A 23,764-nucleotide genomic window follows, 5' to 3' on the forward strand; every position below is an offset into this window, starting at 1 on the left:
CACTCTAACCGGACCGCGGTCCAGTTTCATTCCCGATGCCTTAGGCTGAGTTCATGTCCGCGCCCGTGCCCCCTGTCCGGCCGTCCCTGGAGACCGACGGCGCACCCGAACTGCTCACCCTCGGGGCCGCCGACGACGAACCGTGCCTGCGCGCCGACGCGGCCCGCAACCGTGCCAAGCTCCTGGACGCCGCCGCCCGGCTGATCGCCGAGCACGGCGTGGCCGGGGTCACGATGGAGGCCGTGGCGGCCGCGGCGAACGTCGGCAAGGGCACCGTCTTCCGCCGCTTCGGCGACCGCACCGGCCTGCTGACCGCGCTCCTGGACCACACCGAACGCAAGTTCCAGGCCGCGTTCCTCAGCGGCCCCCCGCCGCTCGGCCCCGGCGCCCCGCCCGTGGAGCGCCTGCGCGCCTTCGGGTGCGCGCTGCTGCGCCGGACCGTCGACGAGCTGGAGCTGGAGCTGGCGGCCGAACCGAGCCCGGACCGCCGCTTCGTCGTACCGCCGCGCCGGGTGCTGCACAGCCATGTCGCCATGCTGCTGCGCCAGGCGGTCCCGGACGCCGACTCCGAGCTGCTGGCGCACGCACTGATGGGCCAGCTCAGCCCGGCCCTGGTCCACCACCTGACCCGGCAGTGCCGGATGCCCGTCGAGCGGCTGGAGGCGAGCTGGGTGGACCTCGTCGACCGGGTCACGTGCTCCCAGCGGCTCTGCTGACCTGGCACGGCTGCACGGAACCGTCGGCTGAGGCCGGTTCCCGCCACGAGCCGTGCGTGGGCGCGAGGCCGACGGTCCCGAGAAGTTCGCCGAGGAAGGCCGCGTGCAGGTCGGCGGTGGTGCGGACGTACCCGTAGAGCGCAATCCCCGTCGACGACCACCCCGCATGCCGCCCCGGGCAGGAGGCCCCCGTCCCCTTCTGCCAAGATGCGTACCGTCATGGTGCAGATACCGAACACGCCCCCGCCCGCGTCGCCCGCACCCCGCTCCGCCCCGACGAGCGCCGATGTCGCCCGGCTGGCCGGCGTCTCGCGCGCGACCGTCTCGTACGTGCTGAACAACACCAGCGCCGTGCGGATCAGCGACGCCACCCGCCGGCGGGTGCACGAGGCCGCCAGGGAACTCGGCTACGTCCCGCACGCCGCCGCCCGCAGCCTGCGCGCCGGTCACAGCCGTATCGTCCTGATGCCCGCCCCGGCCATCCCGGTCGGCCCGCTCTACAGCCGCTTCCTCAACGAACTCCAGTGGGCGCTCGGCCGCCTCGACTACACGGTCGTGCAGTACGGCACCGTCGGCGTCCAGGGCGACGAGGCCGCCCGCGCCTGGGCCGAACTGCGGCCCGTCGCCGTCCTCGTCCCCGGGACCGGCCTCGGCCCGGAGGGCGTCACCGTGCTCAAAAGGGCCGGTGCGCGCGCGGTGCTCACCCTCGGCTCCGAGGCCGTCGAGGGCGCCCACGCCCTGCTGCTCGACCACGAGGGCGTCGGCCACGCCGCCGCCACGCATCTGTACGCCCGTGGCCGGCGCCGGATCGGCGTCGTCGTCCCCGAGGAAGCGGGCCTGGAGTCCTTCTCACGCCCCCGCCTGGAGGGCGCCCGCCGCGCCCTGCGGGGCACCGACGCCACGATCACCGCGCTGCCCCTCGCCTACGAGGAGGAGCCCGCCGCCCGGCTCGCGGCGCGCTGGCGCGGGCTCGGCCTGGACGGCGTGTTCGCCTACAACGACGAGTACGCGATGCTGCTGATGCGCGCCCTGCAGGACGACGGCGTGCGCGTGCCGGAGGAGACGGCGGTCGTCGGCGCCGACGACCTGATGCTGGGCCGGCTGCTGCGGCCGCGGCTGAGCACGGTCCACATCGAACTGCCCTCCGGCGGCGACCTCGCCGAACTGGTCGACCGTGCGGTCCGCGAGCCGGGCGCCGCACCCGGCATCCACAAGGTGGTCGGAGCCTCGGTGGTGCACCGCGACTCCAGCTGAGCGACGTACACGGCCCGCCCGGGCGAGCGCATGAAAAAAGGAACCTTCGGCCCGGTCGCCCCCGTCCCGGCCGAAAGCTCCTCCCACGCCGGTCGGCGAGGAGCGAAACCCTACTGCTGCTGCTCCGCCTGACCCTGGCCCTCCTGCGCCGCGATCGACTTGCGCACCTCGTCCATGTCCAGCTTGCGGGCCTGCCCGATGACGTCCGTGAGAGCGGCCTCCGGAAGGGCGCCCGCCTGCGCGAAGACCGCGACCTGGTCGCGCACGATCATCAGCGTCGGAATCGACTGGATCTGGAAAGCCGCCGCCAGCTCGGGCTGCGCCTCCGTGTCCACCTTCCCGAACACCAGGTCGGGGTTCTGCTCCGCGGCCTTCTCGTACACCGGCGCGAACTGACGGCACGGCCCGCACCAGGACGCCCAGAAGTCGATCAGGACGAAATCGTTGTCCGTGACCATCTGGTCGAAGTTCTCCTTGGTGAGCTCCACGGTGCTGCTCATGGCGTGCATCCCTCATTCCTGACGTAGGGGGGCGAGTGTCGGCACAACACGGCCGACGACATGCGTATTCCGCGCACGTACCCATGTGCCCGGGGCACACACCCGCGTCCCGGCGGCGCACGACGGCGCCGTGATCCAGCGGTTCTGTGGCCCGGACGCCCGCCACCCACCAGACTGGCCCCATGACGGAAACGGAAACGATCGCGTACGACGTCGTGGTGCTCGGGGCCGGCCCCGTGGGGGAGAACGTCGCGGACCGCACCCGCGCGGCCGGACTCACCACCGCGGTCGTGGAGAGCGAACTCGTCGGCGGCGAGTGCTCCTACTGGGCGTGCATGCCGAGCAAGGCCCTGCTGCGCCCGGTCATCACCCACGCCGACGCCCGCCGCACCCCGGGCCTGCGCCGGGCGGCGCAGGGGCCGCTGGACGCGGCGGAGGTGCTCGCCCACCGCAACTACGAGACCTCCGACTGGAACGACGAGGGCCAGGTCCGCTGGCTGGAGGGCATCGGCGCCGACCTGTACCGCGGACACGGCCGTCTCGCCGGCCCGCGCACCGTCGAGGTGACCGCGCCCGACGGCACGCGCCGCGTCCTGACGGCCCGGCACGCGGTCGCCGTGTGCACCGGCACCCGCGCCCAGCTGCCCGACCTGTCCGGACTCGCCGACGTCAAGCCGTGGACCAGCCGGGAAGCCACCAGCGCCAAGGAAGTGCCGGGGCGGCTGATCGTGGTCGGCGGGGGAGTGGTCGCCACGGAGATGGCCACCGCCTGGCAGGGCCTCGGCACACAGGTCACGCTCCTCGTGCGGGGCAAGGGCCTGCTCAACCGGATGGAGCCCTTCGCCGGTGAACTCGTCGCCGAGGCCCTCGCCGAAGCCGGCGCCGACGTGCGCACCGGAACGTCCGTGGAGTCCGTCAGCAGGCAGAACGGCACCGTCGTGGCCGTCACCAACTCCGGCGACCGTATCGAGGCCGACGAGATCCTCTTCGCCACCGGCCGCGCCCCGCGCACCGACGACCTCGGCCTGGACACCGTCGGCCTGCAGCCCGGTTCCTGGCTCGAGACCGACGACAGCCTGCGCGTCACCGGCACGGACTGGCTGTACGCGGTCGGCGACGTCAACCACCGCGCCCTGCTCACCCACCAGGGCAAGTACCAGGCCCGGATCGCGGGCGCCGCGATCGCCGCCCGCGCCGCCGGCGACGCCCTGTCCGAGAACGAGCCCTGGGGCGCGCACGCGGCCACCGCCGACCACCACGCCGTACCGCAGGTCGTCTTCACCGACCCCGAGGCCGCCGCCGTCGGCCTGTCCCTCGCCGAGGCGGAACAGGCGGGGTACCGGGTGCGGGCCGTCGACGTCGAGATGTCGTCGGTCGCCGGGGCCGGGCTGTACCGCGACGGCTACAAGGGCCGCGCCCGTATGGTCGTCGACCTCGAGGACGAGATCCTGCGCGGGGTCACCTTCGTCGGTCCCGGCGTCGGCGAGATGATCCACTCGGCGACCGTCGCCGTCGCCGGACAGGTGCCCGTCGGCCGGCTGTGGCACGCGGTGCCGTCCTATCCGACGATCAGCGAGGTCTGGCTGCGACTGCTGGAGGCCTACCGAGGCTGACCGCCACTGTTCGCGCCGGTCAGGGCAGGTCGAAGCCGAGTTCGCGGGCGGCGGCCTCGGGTGTCGGGTGGGCCCACCGCTCGGCCACCGCGTCGTTCGACGACAGGGACCGCGGCTCGGCGCGGTCCAGGTAGAGGATGCCGTCCAGATGATCCGTCTCGTGCTGCACGATCCGGGCCGGCCAGCCCGCGAACTCCTCGTCGACGGGCCGGCCGTGCTCGTCCTCGCCGGTCAGCCGCACGCGCGCGTGCCGCGCGACGACCGCCTGCCAGCCGGGCACGCTGAGACAGCCCTCGAAGAAGGCGGCCGGCTCGGGGCCGACCGGCTGGTACGAGGGATTGACCAGCACCCGGAACGGCTGCGGCACGCGCCCCCGGGCCAGCCGTACCTCCTCCGTCACCGGCGCCGGGTCCTCGATCACCGCGATCCGTAGCGGAATTCCGACCTGCGGTGCGGCCAGTCCGACGCCGGGCGCCGCGTGCATGGTGACGCGCAGCGCCTCGACGAAACGGGCGAGCAGGGCGGGGGCGAGCTGACCGTCGTACCGTTCGGTGCCGCGGCGCAGCACCGGGTCGCCTGCCGCGACGATGGGCAACAGGCCGCCGGGGGCGAGCAGTTCCTCGATCCGCTCGGCCAGGGGTGCCTGATCATGGGGAAGGGACATCGCGTCAGCATGCCATGGCCCGGACGGGCGACGGGCGCCCGCCCGGGCCATGGTGACGGACTCACTGCTCCTCGAAGTCCCCGGCGAAGGCGGAGGCGATCCGCAGATGGGTCGCGGCCTCCTCGCCCCGGCCCTGGCGTTCGAGCGTGCGGCCGAGCATCAGCCGGGCGTAGTGCTCCACCGGGTCGCGCTCCACGATGATGTGCAACTGCTCCTCAGCGCGCTTGAGTTGGGCGGAGTGGTAGTAGGCGCGGGCCAGCAGCAGGCGCGGCCCGGTCTGCTCCGGCACCTCCTCGGCCAGCGGAGCCAGCACCCGCGCCGCGGCGGCGTAGTCCTTGGCGCCGAAGAACATCCGGGCACGCTCCCAGCGCTCCGCGGGCGTTCCGTGGGTGTAGTACGCGGACTGCTGTGCCTGCTGCGTTTGCTGATCCTGCATGTGCGGCTCCTGTGCCGCGTGGAACGTCGTCTGCACGGCCGACCTCCTTCGCGGCCGACAACCGACGGAATTGGTTCAATATTCCACTAGCTGTATTCCGCTAGCTGTGTCCGGGGGTGTGCAGTTCGGCGTTCGCGCGCTCGGTCACCAGCGCCAGTACCCGGCCGGCCGCCGCCCGGTCCGCCTCGGAGACGCCCGCCCAGATCCGCGCCGAGACCCGCGCGGTCTCGGCGGTCCCGGCGTCGTACAGCGCCCGCCCGTCCTCCGTCATCCGGACGGTGTCGCTCTCGGCGACGGTGAGCAGCTCCCGCCCGATCAGCTCCTCGACGGTCCGGTCCGCCTCCGCCGCGGTGGTCTTGACGGTGTCGACGACGGTCCGGACGAGGCGGCCGCGGGAGAGAGGCTCGTTCGCCGTGGCGACCGGCCGCAACACGGTGGTCTGCAGGAAGCTCAGGCCGTGGCGGCCCGTCACCTGCTCCAGCACCCACGTGCGGCGTAGTGGGCCACCCCGATGGCGCGGCTGTCGGCGAGCGGTGCGGTGGTGGTCATGACTGTTCCTTGTCGATGTCGACGTGCACGTTCGACGGGTCGAGCGGGGTGTCGAGCAGGGCCGTCAGTTCGCCGGTGAACGGGCGGGTGCGCGGGCTGTCGAGGCCACCGAGCGGCTGCAGCAACTGGCCGCCGCCCTGTACGCCGGGCGGCCGGTGCGCGTCATCTACCGCTGGGCGGCTGGTCGAGCAGCCGCTGGACGACCTCGATGGCCTGCTCGGTGGTCGGCCGCCCGCTCGGTCAGCGCGAGCTGCACCGCACGCGGGTCGCGGGGATCGCGGGCGCGCTCCAGCATCCCGGCGGCCTCCAGGGAGCGCGCCAGCTTCGACACGTACAGCGGCTCCAGTCCCGTGTGGTCGGCGAGACGCCGCTGGCTGGGACGCTCGCTGGTGCGCCGCATGCCGTGCAGCGAGGCCACGAGCGAGTACTGCGCGTGGGTCAGCCCCAGCGGGGCGACCGCCCGGTCGACGGCGACCCGCCACGAACAGGTGCCGCCCGGTCGACGAACTGACGGGCACGGCAAGCGGGACTACGTTGTTCCGCATGAGCAATCTCGATCGCCGGGCGGTGCCCGCCGTGTGCGGCGGCCGTGGCTTCGTCGTGGCGGAGCCGGTCCGTGAACTTCTCAGTCCGCGCCGCGTCCCGCTCGGCGAGTCCACCGAGGTCCGCAGGCTGCTGCCCAACCTCGGCCGGCGCATGGTGGGCGCCTGGTGCTTCGTCGACCACTACGGCCCCGACGACATCGCCGACGAGCCCGGCATGCAGGTGCCCCCGCACCCGCACATGGGCCTGCAGACGGTGAGCTGGCTGCACGAAGGGGAGGTGCTGCACCGCGACTCCACCGGCAGCCACCAGCTGATCCGCCCCCGGCAACTGGGCCTGATGACCTCCGGCCGGGCGATCAGCCACTCGGAGGAGAGCCCGCGCTCGCACGCCCGCTTCCTGCACGGCGCCCAGCTGTGGGTCGCCCTGCCCGACGCCCACCGCCACACCGACCCGCGCTTCGAGTACCACGCCGACCTGCCGACGGTCACGGCACCGGGCCTCACGGCCACGCTCGTCCTCGGCGACCTCGACGGCGCGACCTCACCCGGGACGACGTACACCCCCCTCGTCGGCGCGGACCTCGCCCTCGCCCGCGGCGCGGACGTCCGCCTGCCGCTGGAGGCGGACTTCGAGTACGCGGTGCTGTCCATGTCGGGCGAGGCCCACGTGGACGGCGTCCCGCTCCTGCCCGGCTCGATGCTCTACCTGGGCTGCGGCCGCACCGAACTTCCCCTGCGCGGCGAATCCGACGCGAGTCTGATGCTCCTGGGCGGCGAGCCGTTCGAGGAGGAACTGATCATGTTCTGGAACTGGATCGGGCGCTCCCAGGAGGAGATCGAACAGGCCCGCCGTGAGTGGACGGAAGGGACGCGGTTCGGGGAGGTGAAGGGGTACGACGGCGCTCCGCTGCCCGCTCCGGAGCTGCCGGTGACGGCGTTGAAACCGCGAGGAAGAGTGCGCTGACCTGCGAGAACGCTTTATTGTTGACATCAGCGTCGTTCGCGTTCCATCGAAGGAGTGGCCAAGGCGCTGAGAGTTCTCTGGGGGGCTTCCGGCCACATCAACGGGTTGACCGTCAGGGCAGAGTCGGGTGGCCTGCAAGCGGGATTGTGATGGCACATCCGACGTGGCGGTTGCCGGTTACATGTCTCGCCGGTCTCCCGCACAGCCTGGGCGGGTGGTGAGGCCACGCCTCTCCGCATTTGCGCTGGATCTGCCGGTGGAGCTGTGAGCGCGTCATGCCGGTGCGTGTCGCCCACGAGTACACCGTGCAGGGTCGCGGCTTCGAACTGCGCTTCGTTCCGGCGGGCCGGATCTCCAGCCCGTGAGCGGGCCGGGTCTCCGCACGAATTAACGTAACAACCGTTGCGTCAAGGTGGGGCGGTGGGTACGGTTCCCCCACCGACTGGCACTCATGGCGGAACTGGTGACCGACATGCATCAGCCCTGCACGGTGGCGTCCCGCCTCGGCTGCCCGACATCGACACCGAGCTCGCGGCCGGCCTCGACGTCCGCGACGTGATCTCGCGGCGCTCGAGCCCGGCCATCTCCTTGTACCGCCTTCCCGTTGGATGCCCAGGGGCAGCGGCGTGGCCCGCACCGTCATGCACTGCCCACTGTCCGGTCACCTCTCACGACGACCCGCTGGTGTGCCCGGTCGCTCGTCCCTCTTCCCCGCCGGCACATTCACCGGCCACCTCATGATTGGCACGATATGAAACGCCGACTGATCAACCCTCCCCCCACCGAGGCGACGTACGACAGGCTGCACTTCTCGCAAGCCACCCGGGTCGGCGACCTGATCTGGGTCTCCGGCCAGGTGGGGATCGACCAGGTCACCATGCGTCCCGGCAAGGGCATGGAGGCCCAGGCCCGGCTTGCCTTCGACGGCGTCCGGACCGTCCTCGAGGCCGCAGGGGCGAGCCTGGCGGACATCGTCGAACTGACGACGTTCCACACCGATCTCCGCGGTGACATCCAGGAATTCGTCCAGGTCAAGGACGAGTACCTGCCTGATCGCTACCCGTCGTGGACGGCGGTCGGGGTGACCCAGCTGGCCCGTCCTGAACTGCTCGTCGAGATCCGCGTCGTCGCGGTGGCCGGCGGCGGCGACGGCTGACCCAAGGTCACCGGCGCGCCACCCCTGTCGGCCGGGCATGGCATGCTCGCGCCCGCGCTCCGACGGGCGGCGCGCCCCAGGCCCGGATGGTGGCTACCCGCTGTGCCGCGCCCCAGGCCCGGATGGCGGCTTCCCGCCGTGCCGCGCCCCAGGCCCGGATGGTGGCTACCCGCTGTGCCGCGCCCCGGCGGAGGACGTCGGCCACCGCTCGTCGACGTGGCCGCCCTTCACATGACTGCCCAGTGTGTGAACTGAGTTCGAGTCCTCGGCGAGGCCGGCGTCCACGTCGGTAATTCGCAACGCCCTCACCAAGCTCGCGGCTTGCGCGCATGTATCCCCGCGGCTCTTCTTCGCCCGCGCGCGTGCTGTCGCACGAAAGGGAAGATGCATGGATCACTCAGACATCGCGGACAAGGCCGCTCGGACAAGAACGTCCGCACACGTGGCCGCGCGGCTCGATCGTCTACCGGTGATGATGCCTCACATCATCTGGATATCGATCCTGACCGCCAACCTGATGCTCGAGTACTACGACAACGCACTCTTCGCCTACATCGTACCGGCGATCAAGGAGGGGACGGGGATCAGTCTCGGCCAGATCGGCCTGGTCAGCAGTGCCTTCTTCGTCGGCATGATCGTGGGTGGTCTGGCCGGTGGACGACTGTCGGACAGGTTCGGCCGACGGTGGGCCATCGTGTGGGGGACGGTCCTCTACTCGTGCGGAGCCCTGGCGACGGCATTCGCGCCGAACTTCGAGCTGATGCTCGCCTCCCGTGTGGTCACGGGGATCGGCATACAAGCGGCGGGCTCGGCGCTGCTCGTATACATCGCCGAGATGTTCCCGAGCAAGACACGTGGCCGGTTCGTGTCGGTCGTGACGTCGGCGTTCGTGATCATCTCCCCGGTGGTCGCGCTCCTCGCGTTCGTGATGATCCCCCACGGCGGACCGGACACCTGGCGCCACCTGTTCGCCGTCGGCGCGGCCGGCCTGGTGGTCGCCCCCCTCGCGCGCTTCTTCATGCCGGAGTCGGTGCGCTGGTACGACGCACACGGGCGGACCGGCACGGCGGAGATGATCGTCGAGAAGCTCGAGGCGCGTGCGCTGCGGCGCGGACCGCTGAGCGAACCCCAGACCCTGGCGGAAGGCACCGAGGAACTCTCCCTACGCCGGCTGCTCGGGAACAAGCGGGTGCTGCGCACCATCGCCGTCATCTCCGCCGGCTTCTTCGGAACGACGCTGGGCCTGTACCTCTTCCAGAACTGGGCCCTCTACGTCCTCGTCGACGGCCTCAAGTACTCGGACAACGACGCCTACTGGATCCAGGTCATCTGGAACGTGGTCTACGCCATCACGCCGTTCCTCGCGCTCCTGGTCATGGACAGGGTCGAACGCAAGACGCTCATCCTCGTCGCGTCCCTCGTCACCGCGATACCGCTGGTCGTCTTCGGGATATCGATCACCAACTGGGTCGTCATCGCCTCGGGCGGCATCGCCGGCATCGCGACGGGCCTGGTCGTCACCGCGTTCTTCGCCTACATCCCCGAGGCGATCCCCACGGAGGCCCGCGGCCTGGGCAGTGGGATCATCAACAGCATCGGGCAGTGCGGTGGCGCCGTCTCAGGCGTCCTCGGTGCCGCGCTCTACGGCGGCCTGGGCAGAGGCGGCCTGATGGCCGTCGCGGCGGCCGCCTACATCGTGTTCTCGATCCCCGTGCTCGCGTTCGGGCCGCGGACCACGAACCGCCCGCTCGAAGGGGTAGTCGCCGGAACGCTCAGCGCGGCGCAGTAGTTAACGCTCAGCGCGGCCCCGTACTCCCGGGGCGGGGCGGGGCGGGGCGGGGCAGGGCGGACCGGGAGGGCGCTGGTGCGCAGATGCAGCAGCCCCTCCCTTTCCGTGACTCCTTGGGAAAGGGAGGGGCGCACGACCTGAGGGTTGTTCCGAGTGCTGCCTCGAAGCCGCTGCGTTACTCGAAAAGGTCGGGCTGTTCTCGGGTGATCTGGTCGTACAGCGGTTGGAAGTTGACCCAGCCGGCCAGTTCGGAGCCGATCTGCCGGTGGGTGAGGGCGGCGTTCTCAGCGGCGATGGGCACGACCGTTCCGGCTGCCTTGGCCAGGAGCTGGACCTGGCAGGAACGCTCCATGGTGATGAACCACCAGGCGGCGGAGTCGACCGAGCCGCCGACCGTGAGCAGTCCGTGGTTGCGGAGGATGACTGCCTTGCGGTCGCCCAGGGCGGTCGCGATGCGCCTGCCCTCCTCCAGATCGGTGACCACGCCCGTGTAGTCGTCGAACAGTCCGTGATCGCCGTAGAACGCGCACGCGTCCTGGGTGATCGGCTCCAGCCTCTGCCCGAGGGCAGACAGGGCCCGTCCGTGTGGGGAGTGGCTGTGCGCGGCGGCCACGACATCGGGTCGGGCCTGGTGCACGCGGGAGTGGATCACGAAGGCCGCCTCGTTCACCGGGTACCGGCCCTCCACGACCCTGCCCAGGTGATCGACCAGGACGAGGTCGCTCACTGTGATGTGCTTGAAGGACATGCCGAACGGATTGACCCAGAAGTGGTCCGTCAATTCCGGGTCACGTGCCGTGATGTGGCCCGCCACGCCCTCCTCGAACCCGAACCTGCCGAATATCCGGAACGCGGCGGCCAGGCGTTCCTTGCGGTGGCGACGCTCCTCCTGGACGTCGTCGAACGACGGGGGCAGCCGGAAGACCAGTTCGCTCTGCTGCTGTTTCCGGAACGTCTTGGTATCGGACACGGTGTGACACTCCTTCGCCTGTGCGGCGGCATGGGCATCCACACCCAACAGCACCGATGCGAACGCCGCCTAGGCCCGTCGGGCTCAACGCCTGCGGCAGCGTTTGTCGTTGGCGGACAACCGACCCGGGAGGACGGGAATGAGTGCAGCGGGGGACTGCTTCCTCCAGCTGGTGACGGCGTGCGTGACGGATCCCGCCGTGGTGCAGGAAACGACACGTGCCGCTCGCACCACGTCCAAGCAGGTCGCCGCCCTCCCCGAAGAGCAGGTACGCCGGTACGCTCGAGCGTTCCTCCACGGTGTCCGGGCAGCCCTGGCCGACGGCGACCGACCCGGAGAGGCCCTCCTGTCGGCGGCCGAGCGCCTGGTCTCCGAGCGGGCCGGGCGCGAAGTCCCCGTAGCGGCCATTCTGGACGGCTTCCGGGCGGGACGTACCCGCCTGGTCGAGGCGGTGATCACCGAAGGCCGCCGCCGCGGCGTCGCTGCCGACGTTCTCCTCGACGGCGTCACCAGGATCGACCACATCTGCGACGCCCTCGTCCACCGCATGGCTCATGCCCGCCCAATGGCCGAGCTGGATGTGTCCCCCACGACCCGTGCGGGTCGCGCGCTCATGCTCCGGAAGCTCCTGAACGGCGAACCGGCGCCCGTCGGGATGCCGCTGCACCCGTCCGTCGCGTACCACTGCCTGGTCTCGGACGTGAGCGACCCTGCCCTGGCGGCCCTGCTGGAGGGACATCTCACTGCCGCCGGCCCGGGTCTGTGCGGCCTGGTCGACGGCCGTCTCGCCGCCCTCGTCGGCCGACTGCCGGCCCTGCCCGCCGACGCCCCCCTCTTTGTGGCCGCGCCGCCCGCGCCGCCGGCCGAGATCGCCCCGCTCCACGCCCTCGCCCTGCGCGCACTCCAAGCAGGCACAGCCGCCAACTTGACGGGACTGCACCGTCTCACCGATCTGGCCCTGCTCACCGCCACCCACACGCTCCCCGGCTTCAGCGGGCTCCTGTCCGCCTCGCTCTTGCGCGGACTCAGCCCCGGCAACGCGTTCCACCGCGAGACAGCCGCTACCGCCCTTGCCTACCTGGACCACGGCTGCCGGATCGAGCAGGCCGCCGCCGCGCTCCACGTGCACGGCAACACCGTGAAGTACCGCCTTCGACGCCTCCGCGAGCTCACCGGCACCTCCCCGGTGGACGCCACCTCCGTCGCGGACACAGCTCACTGGTGGTGGGCTCTTCGGACCTGGCTCGGACGTTGACGACGTGGTGTGGGAGCACTGGGCGCCGGTCCGTCCGGGTCAGCCGAAGCGGCGCGATGCCCTCCGGTACGCCGACGGGCTGGTGCCGAACCAGCGATGGCAGGCCCGCGTGAGAACGCTCTGCTCGCTGTAGCCGAGGAGGCCCGCGAGCTGGCCGAGCGGCATGTCGGTGTCGCGCAGGTAGCGCTCGGTTTCGTCCCGCCGCAGCTCGTCGACCGAGGTCTCGAATGAGGTCCCCTCCGCGGCCAAGTGGCGTTGCAGGGTTCTGGGGTGGACCGAAAGCTGCCCGGCGACGAGTTCGAGGGTGAGACTGCCCGTGGGCAGCAACCGGCGGGCCAGCGAGCGGGCGGCCGTCGCGAGCGTCGCGTCCGCGGGCGGGGTGATCGACTGGAGGTACTGGCGTACCACGTCGTGGACGGCGTTACGTGAGGGAAGCGGCCGTCCGAGCTCGGTCCGGCGGAACCGGAAGCCGCAGAGAGGCTCACCGAAGTGCACGGGACAGCCGAAGTAGTCCAGATAGTCCGCCACGGGAACCAGCGCGCCGTGCGGCAGATGGACCGACACCGGCTTGAAGTCCGGCCCGAGGATGAGCGCGTAGATCTGGAGTGCCACTCCCAGGGACAGTTCGAGGACCTGCTGGTGGGGCGGCAGCCGCTTGAGCTCGATCCGGAACTCGAAGCGGGCATAGCGGGAGCCCGGGTGGGAATCGATCGACGCCTTGATCGCGGGACTGTAGACCGCGAAGTACTGGCCGAGGGCCTGCAGGGCATCGCCCGCGGTCGGGGCGGTCAGCGCCACCAGTCCGACGGGCCCCAGGATCTCGATGCCCTGGCGAAGCGCCAACTGCCGTCCGAAGTCACGGGCGCCGGTCGCCTGGACCGCCGACTCCAACGCGGCGATCAGGCTGCGGTACCGGATGAAGGCGCCGGAGTCACCCACGGCCTGCCTCGGGATTCCGGCGGCGTCGAGCAGCGGGTTCGGATCGGCGCCGAGCAGGTGCACGAGCTCGGCATAGCCCTGGAGCGACGTCCCACGGATCAGAGACACGTCGCCCAGGATCAAAAAACGTGTCGTCTGATGTCAAGTCCCGGTCGCGATGTCACCAGCATCATCAGGGGAACGCGCTGCCGCGCGCAGCCCCGCCGACAAGGGAGAACCGCTGTGTCCGATGCCCTGACGCCGACTTCTGCGACCACCAGTTCCGGTGCGGCTCTGCCGCTGCTCGCGCTGCCGCAGACGGAGCTGCTCACCCTCAACGTCAACGACCTCCCGGTGGTGGACACCGACGACGGCACCAGCATCCAACTGCTGCGTCTGGACCTGGAAGCCGGCCACTGGGTGGTCATGGTGCACATGAAGCCCGGCGCCTCGGTGCCGATCCACTACCACACCGGTACGGCGGAGGTGTACACGCTCAAGGGCCGGTGGCTCTACAAGGAGTACCCGGATCAGGCGCAGACGGCCGGTTCCTACCTCTTCGAGCCCGGCGGCTCCGTCCACACCCTGCACACCCCGGAGGACAACACCGAGGACACGGTGATGCTCGTGATGGTCGCCGGGGCCAACGTGAACTTCACGGAGGACGGACAGTTCCATTCGATCATCGACGCGGTCAGCCTCAAGCACTGGCTCACTCACTTCGCCCAGGCCCAGGGAGCGAAGCTGCGCTACATCAGCACCGGTGCTGCTGCCCTCACGGAGGCGGAGTAGCCGTGCGCGCCGTCGTGATGCAGGACCGGCGGATGCGCCTCACCGAGGTGCCGGAGCCGGTGCCCGGCGACGGGGAGGTGCTGGTGGAGGTCCTCGCCTGCGGGATCTGCGGCTCGGACCTGCACTGCGCGCAGCACGGCGCGGAGTTCAACGCGTCGATGCGGGCGGCCTACGGCGTGGACGTGCTCGACCTCGACCGGCCGATCGTGTTCGGCCATGAGTTCGTCGGCCGGGTCGTCGCGCACGGGCCCGGCACCACCGGCCGCGTCCCGATCGGCGGGCGGGTCGTCTCCGTGCCCTCGCTGGGCCGCCCCGGCGAGCCCTTCCTCGGCTTCAGCGCCCCCGAGACCCCCGGCGGATACGCCGAGCGCATGGTGCTCTGTGAGGCGCTGCTGCTGGAGGTCCCTGATCACGTCCCCACCGAGCACGCCGCCCTCACCGAGCCGCTCGCCGTCGCGTACCACGCGGTGGACCGCGCCGACCTTCGTCCGGACGACGTCCCGCTGGTCATCGGGTGCGGACCGATCGGTCTGGCGGTCATCGCGGTGCTCCGCATGCGGGGTGCCGGCCCGATCGTGGCGGCCGACTTCTCCGTCGAGCGGCGCGGGCTCGCCGAGTCACTGGGGGCGCACCTGGTCGTCGACCCGGCGGAAAGCTCCCCGTACGAGGCGTGGACGCGGACCGCGGCGTCCTCCGGCGGACATCCGACGACGACCCCGGGGAAGTCGTCCCGCGACGTGACCGGGGCCGGGGAGGACGGCGAGGTCGACGGCGCCCGCGGGAGGCCGACGGTGGCCTTCGAGTGCGTCGGAGCACCCGGGGTCATCGAGCAGATCGTCCTCGGCTCCCCGGCCCGGAGCAGGGTCGTCGTCGCGGGACTGTGCATGACGTGCGACCGCTTCGAACCCGCCCAGGCACTGGTCAAGGAGCTGGACCTGCGCTTCGCCTACATGTACACGCCCAGCGAGTTCGCCCGCACCTTCGAGCACCTGGTGCGGGGCGACTTCTCCGTCGCCCCGCTGGTCACCCGCACCGTCAAGCTCGACGAGGTGCCCGAGACGTTCGCCCACCTGGCGAGTTCCCCGCAGGACGCGAAGGTCCTGATCACCCCGGGCGGCTGAATCCCGCTCACCTTACTGACCGGCGATCACCCCATCTCAGGGAGAGACACCCGTGAACCCTTGCACCGACTACACCACCGAGTTCGACGGGCGGACCGCCCTCGTCACGGGCGCGGCTTCAGGCATAGGCCTGGCCGTGGCCCGTCGTCTGGCCGCCGGCGGCGCCGCTGTGGCCCTTGCCGACATCAACGACAAGGGCGCCCGGGAGATCGCCGACGAACTCCTGGGGCGAGGCGCCCGCGCGACAGCCGTCCATGTCGACGTCACCGACCCGGCGTCCGTGCAAGCGGCCGTCGAGGCCACCGTGGACCGGCTCGGCGCCCTGCACCTGGCCGTCAACGCCGCGGGCATCGTCGGCGCCTTCACCTCCACCGCCCAGTACCCGCAGGACGAGTGGAGGCGCGTCATCTCCACCAACCTCGACGGAGTCTTCTATTCGATGCAGTACGAACTGCCCGCCATGCTCGCGGCCGGCGGCGGCGCCATCGTGAACCTGGGCTCCCTCTTCTCCGTGAACGGCTTCCAAGGCGTCGCTGCCTATGCCGCCGCCAAGCACGGCGTCATCGGCCTGACCAAGACCGCCGCTCTGGAGTACGCGCCCCGCGGAGTACGGGTCAACGCGATGGTGCCAGGCTTCATCGACACCCCGCTGCTGGCCGGCATCACCGACGAAGAACGCGCACAGCTGATCGACCTGCACCCCGCCGGCCGCCTGGGCACCGCGGAGGACGTCGCGGAGATGGCGGCCTTCCTGCTGTCCGAGCGGGCGTCGTTCGTCAACGGCAGCTCTCATTACGTGGACGGCGCGTACTCGGCCCGCTGACGCGCCTCTGAGCAGACCGGGGACCGGCGCGCTGCCTGCTGTTCCGTTGCCGGACGAGGGCTCCTGTGGTCCGTCTACGGGGGCTGCTGCGCGCGTCCCGCTCATTGTCTCCTCGCCTGCCGTCTCCGGAACCGCGTACGCGGGCGGTGGCCGCAGGGGCGTTTCGACTGGTATCCGTTCCAGACCGCGGGTCTGTTCTGCGTGCCGGGGGCGTTCCTCCTCGGGTGGCTCGGCAGTGTCCCCTCGCCAGGACGTTCCCGACTCCGCGGTGGCCGGGGCCGAGGTGCGGGGAGCGCCTCGGCCCGGGCGATGGATCAGGTGACGCGCCGGAGTGCCTGCGGGGTGAGGTCGGCGAGGGCCGGGTAGCCGTCGACCGCCATGATCAGGTCGGCCTCGGCCAGGAGCGAGCGCAGGACGTGGACGACTCCGTCGGTGCCGCCCAGGGCGAGGCCGTAGGCGTAGGGCCGGCCGACACCGACGGCGGTGGCGCCGAGAGCGATCGCCTTGACGATGTCCGCGCCGCTGCGGATGCCGGAGTCGAACAGGACCGGCATCCCGTCCGCGGCTTCGATGACGGCCGGCAGGGCCTGGAGGGCGGGCAGTCCGCCGTTGGCCTGCCGGCCGCCGTGGTTGGAGCAGTAGACGGCGTCCACGCCCAGGTCCTTGGCCCGTCGTACGTCGTCGGGGTGGCACAGGCCCTTCACGATGAGCGGGAGCGTGGTGAGCGATCGCAGCCACGGCAGGTCGGCCCAGGTGAGTGGATTCCCGAAGATCCTGGACCAGTTGAGGGCTGTGGCCCGTATGTCCTTCTCCGGCGCTCGGTCCAGACCCGCCCGGAAGACCGGGTCGCTGGTGTAGTTGGCCAGGCAGTTCCCGCGCAGCTGGGGGAAGTTGCCCGTGGCCAGATCGCGGGGGCGCCAGCCGGTGATCCAGGTGTCGAGGGTGACCACGATGCCCCGGAAGCCGGCCTTCTCGGCGCGGTCCACGAGGCTCTCGGCCAGGTCCCGGTCGGTGGGCGTGTACAGCTGGAAGAAGCCCGGGGTCGCTCCGAACTCCCCGGCGACGGCCTCCAGTGGGTCGGCGGACAGGGTCGAGGCGACCATGGGGACGCCCGTGCGTGCGGCGGCGCGTGCGGCCGCGAGGTCGCCGTGCCCGTCCTGGGCGCAGATGCCGAGCACTCCGATCGGCGCCATGAACAGGGGAGTGGGCAGGGCCATCCCGAACAGCTCGACGGAGAGGTCACGTTGCGTGGCGCCGACGAACATCCGGGGGACGAGACCCCACTGCTGGAACGCTGCCGTGTTGGCGCGCTGCGTGTGTTCGTCGCCGGCGCCCCCGGCGACGTACGACCACACCGACGGAGGCAGTGCGGCCTGTGCCCTGGCCTCCAGTTCGGCATGGACCATCGGGTAGCGCGGCAGCGTGCCGGCGAGACCGTCGCGGTAGATCTCGTTCTGGTAGGAACCGAATGTCTGGCCACCGAATGTCTGGCTACCGAATGTCTGGCTCATGAACCACCTTTTCTGGGCGGGGAGTTCCTGCACGGTTCGGTGCGACGGCACGTCATGGAGGAGAGGACCGTGAGGGCGCGGGAGGGCTGGCCCCTCCCGATGCGCTGGAGAGCGGGCCGCATGGGTGGAGTGCGCCGCCCCGATTTATTGTAACGCCTGTTGCGTAAAAGTTCGGCGCTCGGTACGGTGCAGCGCATCCTCTGGCACCCATGGCGGAACTGGTGTTTCACATGTATGACGTTGCAGTGATCGGAGCCGGCTTCGCCGGTGTGACCGCGGCCCGGGATCTCAGCCTCCAGGGCTACTCGGTGGTGTTGATCGAGGCGCGGGACAGGATCGGCGGGCGGACCTTCCTGGGCGAGGCGTTCGGCCGCTCGGTGGAATTCGGCGGCGGGTACGTGCACTGGACCCAGTCGCACGTGTGGCACGAGCTGGAGCGGTACGGCATCGGCCTGTCGACGCCGATGGAGACCGAGAAGTGCTACTGGCTCGCGAACGGCGAGGTGCACTCCGGGACGCCGGCCGAGTACGCCGGCGTCGGCGGACCGCTGGTCGCCCGGTGCCTGGCCGACGCGCGGGCGCGGTTTCCCCGGCCGTCCGACATCGCCGCCGCCGACACCGGCGCGATCGAGAAGGAGACGCTCGCGGACCGGCTGGACGCGATGGACCTCTCCCCGTACGAGCGGGACGTGCTCGCCGGCGTGATGTCCTCGCTGGTCCACTCCGAGAGCGAGCAGGGCATGGCCCAGTTCCTCTTCTGGGCCGCCCTCAACTTCGGCAGCTGGGCGGCGTTCCTCGAAGTCGCCGGTCACTGGCCGATCGACGGCGGGACCGGGCGGCTGCTCGACGCGATCGCCGGTGACTCCACGGCCGAGCTGTGGCTCTCCACGCCGGTGACGGCGATCGAGGACGACGGGTCCGGCGTTCTCGTGACCACCGGCCGGGGCGAGCGTGTGCGCGCCCGGCGCGCCGTCGTCGCGCTCCCGCTCAACACCCTGACCGATGTGGCCCTGACGCCGCCCCTCGCCCCGCCGGTACGGAGCATGATCGAGCAGAAGCAGCCGATGAGGACGGCGAAGATCTGGGCGCGGGTCAGGGGCGAGATCGAGCCCTTCACCGTCAGCGCCCCGGCCGGCACATACCCCCTCAGCACCGCCCGGGCCGAATACCGGCACGAGGGCGACACGCTCGTCGTGTGCTTCGGCTCCGACCTCTCGCTGGTCGACGACCGCGAAGCCGTCGAGCGTGCCCTGCGCCTCTTCGTCCCCGGCATCGAGGTGGTCGACATCGCCTGCCACGACTGGGTGAGCGACCCCTGCTCGCAGGGGACCTGGGTCCATCACCGGCCGGGCAACCTCACCCAGGCCGCTCCCTTGATGCGTGAGCCGCACGGACGGATCCACTTCGCCGGCGGCGACATCGCGGCCCTCGGAGTCGGCGGTATCGACGGCGCCATCGAGACCGGTGTCCGGGCGGCCCGGGACGTCGCTCGCGCACTGAACGGCGGGCGCAGCTGATCACGCCCCCACCGGGCGGGTCCGAGGATCGGCGGAGTGATCAGGTGTGCGGCGTGCCGGAAGGAGGACTGATCAGGGCGACGGCGGCGTCGACGAGGGCCCGGACCCGGCTGGGTTCGAACCGTTCGGGCTCGAAGGGGTACATCATCATCCAGCCGTCGCCCATGGCGCTGAGCTGGTCGGCGAGCAGCTCGGCGGGGATGTCCGTACGGATGGTGCCCTGCGCCTGCCCGGCCTGAAGGATCTCGGTGTGCACCGCGCGGTAGCGGGCGTAGCGCTGCCGGATGAGGGCGGCGAAGGCGGGCTCGTACCGTGCGTGGGCGAGCAGCTGGGACATCACGGGCCAGAACTCGGGGTTGCCGGTGGTCAGTTGCAGCCACCGCTCCAAGGCCGTCTTGACGTCGGTCTGTTCGCGGCTGGCCTCGAGGATCGCGTCGTAGGTGTCGAAGCGACTCTCGGCGAGTGCGGTGACGAGTTCTTCCTTGTTCTTGAAGTAGTACGTCACCGCCCCGGTCGTGCATCCCGCGTGGTGGGCCACCTTGCGCAGCGAGGCGTTGGCGAAGCCCTCCCGCGCGATCACCGACGCCGCCGCCTTCAGCAGCTCCGCGCGCTTGGCGGCGTGGTCGCCGGTCGGCCGGCCACGGCGTGTGACCTGCTCGCTTCTGGCATCGCCACTCACTGATCGGTCCTCCCCTTAGACGTCCTCCCGATTCTGCCACACATTTTTCGTCACGCCCGTTGTGTAAATTCGCGCGGCGCTCTACGTTGCTTGCACATCCCGACACGAAGGAAGGAACCACCGATGGACGAGTCAGTGCGGGAAGCGTTCCGGACCGACGGCGCCGTCCTCTTCGAGGACTGCCTGGACCCGGCGCAGTTGGCTCAGTGCCACGAGGCGTTCGACTGGGCCGTCGCCCACCCCGGTCCGAACGCGTCGTCGATGTTCGACGGGACCGAGTACCGGTCGCTCGTCGACAACGCCAACCCGCTCGCCAAGGACCGGCTGGACGCGCTGGTGCCGACCCTGCCGTTCGGGAAACTGTTCGCCGACCTGTGGGGCTCGGAGCACGTCTGGTACTTCGCCGAGGAGGTGTTCCTCAAGTCCGGCGGCCGCGGCGCCCGCAGCTGCTGGCACCAGGACACCTCCTATCTGCCCTGGGCCGGGGACCACTGGGGCAACGCCTGGATCAGCTTCCAGCACATCCCGAAGCGGAACTCGCTGGAGATCGTGCGCGGCTCGCACCGCGGCCTCCAGTACGACGGCACCACGTTCAACCTCGACGACCCGACCGAGCCCCTCTATGGCGGCGGGGTCCTGCCCCGGCTGCCCCACATCGACGCCGAGCTCGCGGCGGACCCCGGAGCCTATGACGTGCTCTCGTGGGACATCGACCCCGGTGACGTCCTGGTGCTGCACCCCCGCTCGCTGCACGGCGGCGCCGGTGTCGACGCCGCCTGCCCCGACCGCCACACGCTGGTCCTGCGCTTCTTCGGCGACGACGCCACCTTCCGGCCGCTGCCGGACGCGAACAAGCGCTACGCCCGCAACGGCGTCCTCTTCGCGGAAGAGATGGCGAAGCTGAACGAGGGCGACGCGTTCCGCTCGCCTGTCTTCCGCCGGCTCGTCTGACCGCATCCGCGATCGGTTCCCCCTGACCGACCGGGCCGAGGTCTGCCTGATGTGCACGTGAGACGCGTGCTTGCTGCCCCCTGCCGTTCGTGGGTGCGACGGCGTTGTCGCAGAAAAGGGAGAGAAGATGGACCAGTCCGAGGCTGTCCGGTCAGGGAGTGCCGTGGATGTGTCCGCGCGGCTCGACCGCTTGCCGGTGATGCTGCCGCACATCGTCTGGATCTCGATCCTGACCGGCAATCTCATGCTCGAGTACTACGACAACGCGCTCTTCGCCTACATCGTCCCGGCGATCAAGGAGAACACAGGACTCACCCTCGCGGAGATCGGCCTGGTCAGCAGCGCCTTCTTCGCGGGCATGATCCTCGGAGGCCTGGTGGGCGGGCGGCTGTCGGACAGGTTCGGCCGGCGCCGGCTCCTGGTCTGGGCGACGGTCCTCTACTCGTGCGGGGCGCTGGCCACGGCACTCGCTCCGAACCTCGCCCTGCTGCTCGTCTCCCGTGTGGTGACGGGGATCGGCGTGCAGGCAGCGATCTCGGCCCTGCTGGTGTACATCGCGGAGATGTTTCCCAGCAGGACACGCGGCAGGTTCGTGTCCATCGTGACCTCGGCCTTCGTGATCGTCTCGCCGGTGGTCGCCCTGCTCGCACTCGTGACGATCCCGCACGGCGGACCCGACACCTGGCGCCATCTCTTCGGCGTCGGTGGTCTGGCCGGCTTGCTGATCGCCCCGCTGGCGCGCTTCTTCATGCCGGAGTCGGTGCGCTGGTACGCCTCGCGCAAACGGCCCGCCAAGGCGCGGGAGATCGTCGAGAAGCTCGAGGCCCGTGCCCTGCGGCGCGGACCGCTGAGCGAACCGCGGTCGGTGCCGGAGGGCGTCGAGGAGGTCCCGCTGCGCCGGCTCTTCGGGAACAAGCGCGTCATCCGCACCATCGCCGTCGTCGCCGCGGGCTACTTCGGAGCGACCCTGGGCCTGTACCTGTTCCAGAACTGGGCCCTCTACGTGCTCGTCGACGGCCTCCAGTACGCCGAGGGCGATGCCTACCGGATCCAGCTGATCTGGAACGTGGTCTACGCCGTCACACCGTTCGTCGCCCTGCTCGCCATGGACAGGATCGAGCGGAAGACCTTCATCCTCGTCACGTCCGTCGTCACCGCCGTACCGCTGGTGGTCTTCGGCGTGTCGACCGCCCACTGGCTCGTCGTCGCGGCGGGCGGCATCGCGGGCGTCGTGACCGGGCTGATCGTCACCGCGTACTACGCCTACATCCCGGAGACGATCCCCACCCAGGCCCGCGGCCTGGGCAGCGGGATCATCATCAGCGTCGGCCGGTTCGGCGGCGCCGCCTCAGGAGTCCTCGGTGCGGCGATCTACGGCGGCTGGGGGAGGAGTGGCCTGATGGCCATCGCGGCGGCCTCCTACGTCGTGTTCTCCATCGCCGTCCTCCTCTTCGGACCGCGCACGACGAACCGGCCACTCGAAGGAGTCGCCGCGGACGAGCTCCGCCCGGCGAATTAGCAGGCGACGCGCCCAGTACGGCGAAGCAGCAGGCCTCGTGCTCCATACGGCGGAGCAGCAGCCCTCGCGCTCCGTACGGCGAACCAGCCGCCGACACGCTCATACGGCGAAGCAGCCCCGTGTCAGCGCGACGTGGGGGAGCCGAGAAGGCGCGACACGAGGTCAAAGCAAGAGAGGGCATGTGCCCGAATACAACGGAGGTGTGCGATGTCGTCCACGGGAGTCACCTACTCGGAGTTCGGCTGGGCCGATCCGCCCGGTGATGTCACGGCGGCGCTCGAAGGAGAGCTCAACTGCGACGTCGCGGTGGTCGGCGGCGGCTACGCCGGCATGGCGGCCGCGCTGCGGCTGGCCGAACGCGGCGCCGACGTGGTCCTGCTGGAGGCGGGGTTCTGCGGCTGCGGGGCGAGCTCCCGCAACGCCGGCCAGTTGGGGAGCGTGCCGGGCGGCGACCCTCAACTCCTCAGCACACTGCACCCGCGCCGCTTCAACGGCCTCGTCCGCCTCGCCGAGGACGCCGTCGGCTTCACCGAGAAGCTGATCGGACGGCTCGGCATCGACTGCGACTACGAGCCGACCGGCAACGTCGCGGCTGCCGTCTCCCCGGGACAGCTCCGGATCGCGCGGAAGAAGGCGGAGATCTTCCAGAAGGCGGGGGCGGACGTCGAGTTCGGCGACGGCCGTGATCTCGGGCTGCCGGACGCTTTCCTCGGCGGCATGCTGGAGAACGCCGGGGGAGTGATGGACCCCGGGAAGTTCGCGCTGGGTCTGCGCACGGCGCTCCTCGCCTCGGGTGCGAAGGTGTTCGAACAGACCTCCGTCCAGGCGGTGGAGCCCACCCGCGCGGGAGTCATCGTCACCGTGCCGGGCGGCCACGTCCGCGCCGAGCGGGTCCTGCTCACCACCAACGCCTACTCCCGCGAGCTGGCGATCGCGCCGAAGCGGCTGGCCGAGCCGATCTGGGTCAGCATGATCGAGACCGAACCGGTCCCGGCCGACCGGCTCGAGGCGACCGGCTGGACGAGCCGCTCCGGCCTGGCCACCCAGCACAACATCATGGAGAGCTTCCGCCCGACCCGGCGCAACACGATCGTCGCCGGCGTCCGCCAGTTGCAGAGCGCGCGGGGCACCGTGGGTGCTCGCAAGCCGGACCCCGCGGTCGTGGCGGACATCGTCGAGGGCTTCCGCGCCAGGTTCCCCTCGCTGCACGACGTCGCGGTCCAGCGCACGTGGGGTGGATGGATCGCGATGACACCGTCGTGGCTGCCGGTCGCCGGTGAGGCGACGCGGGACGTCTCCTACCTGATCGCCTGCAACGGCCACGGCCTCGCCCAGGCCCCCTACCTCGGTACGCTCCTCGCCGACCGGCTCGCCGGCGACCAGACCCCCGACGGCCTCGCCACCGTATGGCGGGAGCGGCCGCGGTTCGCGCCCCCGCTCGCCTTCAACGCTCCGGTGATGCGGGCGATGTGGGCATTCGACCGAAGGTCCGACCGCAAGATCCGCTAGCAGACCCACGCCC

Annotated in this window: 22 protein-coding genes and 1 pseudogene; 14 read left to right on the plus strand and 9 right to left on the minus strand. The window is 70.9% G+C overall.

All coding sequences use genetic code 11. From position 1 onward, the window contains the following. Positions 1-53: 53 nt before the first annotated feature. Together AC0B9F_RS24315 and AC0B9F_RS24320 are read left to right on the plus strand one after the other, a co-directional pair. Positions 54-716: a TetR/AcrR family transcriptional regulator gene (locus AC0B9F_RS24315; RefSeq protein ID WP_472005984.1), complete on the plus strand. Its 663-nt coding sequence runs from the start codon at positions 54-56 to the stop codon at positions 714-716. A 219-nt stretch (positions 717-935) separates the two neighbouring features. Continuing rightward, positions 936-1,970 (plus strand): LacI family DNA-binding transcriptional regulator, encoded by a 1,035-nt coding sequence (locus AC0B9F_RS24320; protein WP_472005986.1) that lies wholly within the window; start codon positions 936-938, stop codon positions 1,968-1,970. Between the two features lie 110 nt (positions 1,971-2,080). Here the strand turns inward: AC0B9F_RS24320 and trxA are convergent, their stop codons facing one another. Further along, positions 2,081-2,470: a thioredoxin gene (gene trxA, locus AC0B9F_RS24325; protein ID WP_472005988.1), complete on the minus strand. Its 390-nt coding sequence runs from the start codon at positions 2,468-2,470 to the stop codon at positions 2,081-2,083. Positions 2,471-2,652: 182 nt separating this feature from the next. On the opposite strand from trxA, the gene AC0B9F_RS24330 reads away from it, so the two are divergent. Further along, entirely contained in the window at positions 2,653-4,083 is a 1,431-nt protein-coding gene (locus AC0B9F_RS24330; protein WP_472005990.1) for a dihydrolipoyl dehydrogenase family protein, read from the plus strand. Between the two features lie 19 nt (positions 4,084-4,102). Here the strand turns inward: AC0B9F_RS24330 and AC0B9F_RS24335 are convergent, their stop codons facing one another. The 4 genes and pseudogenes from AC0B9F_RS24335 to AC0B9F_RS24350 all read right to left on the minus strand — a co-directional run bounded on the left by AC0B9F_RS24335 (position 4,103) and on the right by AC0B9F_RS24350 (position 6,255). Next, the gene (locus tag AC0B9F_RS24335; protein WP_472005992.1) at positions 4,103-4,747 is read right to left on the minus strand and encodes a peptide deformylase; all 645 of its coding nucleotides are present in this window, start codon (positions 4,745-4,747) and stop codon (positions 4,103-4,105) included. 61 nt (positions 4,748-4,808) lie between these two features. Then, entirely contained in the window at positions 4,809-5,183 is a 375-nt protein-coding gene (locus tag AC0B9F_RS24340; protein WP_472005994.1) for a tetratricopeptide repeat protein, read from the minus strand. Positions 5,184-5,283: 100 nt separating this feature from the next. Beyond that, positions 5,284-5,667, minus strand: coding sequence for a MarR family transcriptional regulator (locus AC0B9F_RS24345; protein ID WP_472005995.1), 384 nt, complete (start codon positions 5,665-5,667; stop codon positions 5,284-5,286). Positions 5,668-5,728: 61 nt separating this feature from the next. Continuing rightward, a pseudogene (locus AC0B9F_RS24350) lies at positions 5,729-6,255 on the minus strand (MarR family winged helix-turn-helix transcriptional regulator). A gap of 20 nt (positions 6,256-6,275) precedes the next feature. Here AC0B9F_RS24350 and AC0B9F_RS24355 point away from each other — a divergent pair. From AC0B9F_RS24355 to AC0B9F_RS24365, 3 genes are all read left to right on the plus strand, one after another. After that, complete coding sequence (locus AC0B9F_RS24355; RefSeq protein ID WP_472005997.1) at positions 6,276-7,241, plus strand: pirin family protein; 966 nt, start codon at positions 6,276-6,278, stop codon at positions 7,239-7,241. A gap of 751 nt (positions 7,242-7,992) precedes the next feature. After that, positions 7,993-8,397, plus strand: coding sequence for a RidA family protein (locus AC0B9F_RS24360; RefSeq protein ID WP_472005999.1), 405 nt, complete (start codon positions 7,993-7,995; stop codon positions 8,395-8,397). Between the two features lie 388 nt (positions 8,398-8,785). Then, positions 8,786-10,186, plus strand: a complete 1,401-nt coding sequence (locus AC0B9F_RS24365; RefSeq protein ID WP_472006001.1) for an MFS transporter — start codon at positions 8,786-8,788, stop codon at positions 10,184-10,186. Between the two features lie 175 nt (positions 10,187-10,361). Here the strand turns inward: AC0B9F_RS24365 and AC0B9F_RS24370 are convergent, their stop codons facing one another. Next, complete coding sequence (locus AC0B9F_RS24370) at positions 10,362-11,156, minus strand: class II aldolase/adducin family protein (RefSeq protein ID WP_472006002.1); 795 nt, start codon at positions 11,154-11,156, stop codon at positions 10,362-10,364. A gap of 139 nt (positions 11,157-11,295) precedes the next feature. Here AC0B9F_RS24370 and AC0B9F_RS24375 point away from each other — a divergent pair, with 139 nt between their 5' ends. After that, positions 11,296-12,411: a helix-turn-helix domain-containing protein gene (locus tag AC0B9F_RS24375; RefSeq protein WP_472006003.1), complete on the plus strand. Its 1,116-nt coding sequence runs from the start codon at positions 11,296-11,298 to the stop codon at positions 12,409-12,411. Between the two features lie 39 nt (positions 12,412-12,450). Here AC0B9F_RS24375 and AC0B9F_RS24380 read toward each other — a convergent pair whose 3' ends face one another. After that, complete coding sequence (locus tag AC0B9F_RS24380; RefSeq protein WP_472006005.1) at positions 12,451-13,458, minus strand: AraC family transcriptional regulator; 1,008 nt, start codon at positions 13,456-13,458, stop codon at positions 12,451-12,453. A gap of 114 nt (positions 13,459-13,572) precedes the next feature. Here AC0B9F_RS24380 and AC0B9F_RS24385 point away from each other — a divergent pair, with 114 nt between their 5' ends. The 3 genes from AC0B9F_RS24385 to AC0B9F_RS24395 are packed head-to-tail and all read left to right on the plus strand — an operon-like array spanning position 13,573 to position 16,065. Next, positions 13,573-14,121, plus strand: coding sequence for a 2,4'-dihydroxyacetophenone dioxygenase family protein (locus AC0B9F_RS24385; RefSeq protein ID WP_472006007.1), 549 nt, complete (start codon positions 13,573-13,575; stop codon positions 14,119-14,121). 2 nt (positions 14,122-14,123) lie between these two features. Beyond that, positions 14,124-15,242 carry a zinc-binding dehydrogenase gene (locus AC0B9F_RS24390; protein WP_472006009.1) on the plus strand — a complete coding sequence of 373 codons (1,119 nt, stop codon included), beginning with the start codon at positions 14,124-14,126 and terminating at the stop codon, positions 15,240-15,242. A 52-nt stretch (positions 15,243-15,294) separates the two neighbouring features. Continuing rightward, complete coding sequence (locus AC0B9F_RS24395) at positions 15,295-16,065, plus strand: SDR family NAD(P)-dependent oxidoreductase (RefSeq protein WP_472006010.1); 771 nt, start codon at positions 15,295-15,297, stop codon at positions 16,063-16,065. Positions 16,066-16,379: 314 nt separating this feature from the next. Here AC0B9F_RS24395 and AC0B9F_RS24400 read toward each other — a convergent pair whose 3' ends face one another. Then, positions 16,380-17,576 carry an alpha-hydroxy-acid oxidizing protein gene (locus AC0B9F_RS24400; protein WP_472006012.1) on the minus strand — a complete coding sequence of 399 codons (1,197 nt, stop codon included), beginning with the start codon at positions 17,574-17,576 and terminating at the stop codon, positions 16,380-16,382. A 230-nt stretch (positions 17,577-17,806) separates the two neighbouring features. On the opposite strand from AC0B9F_RS24400, the gene AC0B9F_RS24405 reads away from it, so the two are divergent. Further along, positions 17,807-19,093, plus strand: a complete 1,287-nt coding sequence (locus AC0B9F_RS24405) for a flavin monoamine oxidase family protein (RefSeq protein WP_472006014.1) — start codon at positions 17,807-17,809, stop codon at positions 19,091-19,093. A gap of 40 nt (positions 19,094-19,133) precedes the next feature. Here the strand turns inward: AC0B9F_RS24405 and AC0B9F_RS24410 are convergent, their stop codons facing one another. Continuing rightward, on the minus strand, positions 19,134-19,772 hold the full coding sequence (locus tag AC0B9F_RS24410) for a TetR/AcrR family transcriptional regulator (RefSeq protein ID WP_472006016.1): 639 nt from the start codon (positions 19,770-19,772) through the stop codon (positions 19,134-19,136). A gap of 123 nt (positions 19,773-19,895) precedes the next feature. On the opposite strand from AC0B9F_RS24410, the gene AC0B9F_RS24415 reads away from it, so the two are divergent. The 3 genes from AC0B9F_RS24415 to AC0B9F_RS24425 all read left to right on the plus strand — a co-directional run bounded on the left by AC0B9F_RS24415 (position 19,896) and on the right by AC0B9F_RS24425 (position 23,751). Further along, positions 19,896-20,723, plus strand: coding sequence for a phytanoyl-CoA dioxygenase family protein (locus AC0B9F_RS24415; RefSeq protein ID WP_472006023.1), 828 nt, complete (start codon positions 19,896-19,898; stop codon positions 20,721-20,723). A 163-nt stretch (positions 20,724-20,886) separates the two neighbouring features. Beyond that, entirely contained in the window at positions 20,887-22,242 is a 1,356-nt protein-coding gene (locus AC0B9F_RS24420; protein ID WP_472006025.1) for an MFS transporter, read from the plus strand. Positions 22,243-22,449: 207 nt separating this feature from the next. Continuing rightward, complete coding sequence (locus AC0B9F_RS24425; RefSeq protein ID WP_472006026.1) at positions 22,450-23,751, plus strand: NAD(P)/FAD-dependent oxidoreductase; 1,302 nt, start codon at positions 22,450-22,452, stop codon at positions 23,749-23,751. Positions 23,752-23,764 lie beyond the last annotated feature (13 nt).

The organism is Streptomyces sp. NPDC097129 (assembly GCF_055668065.1).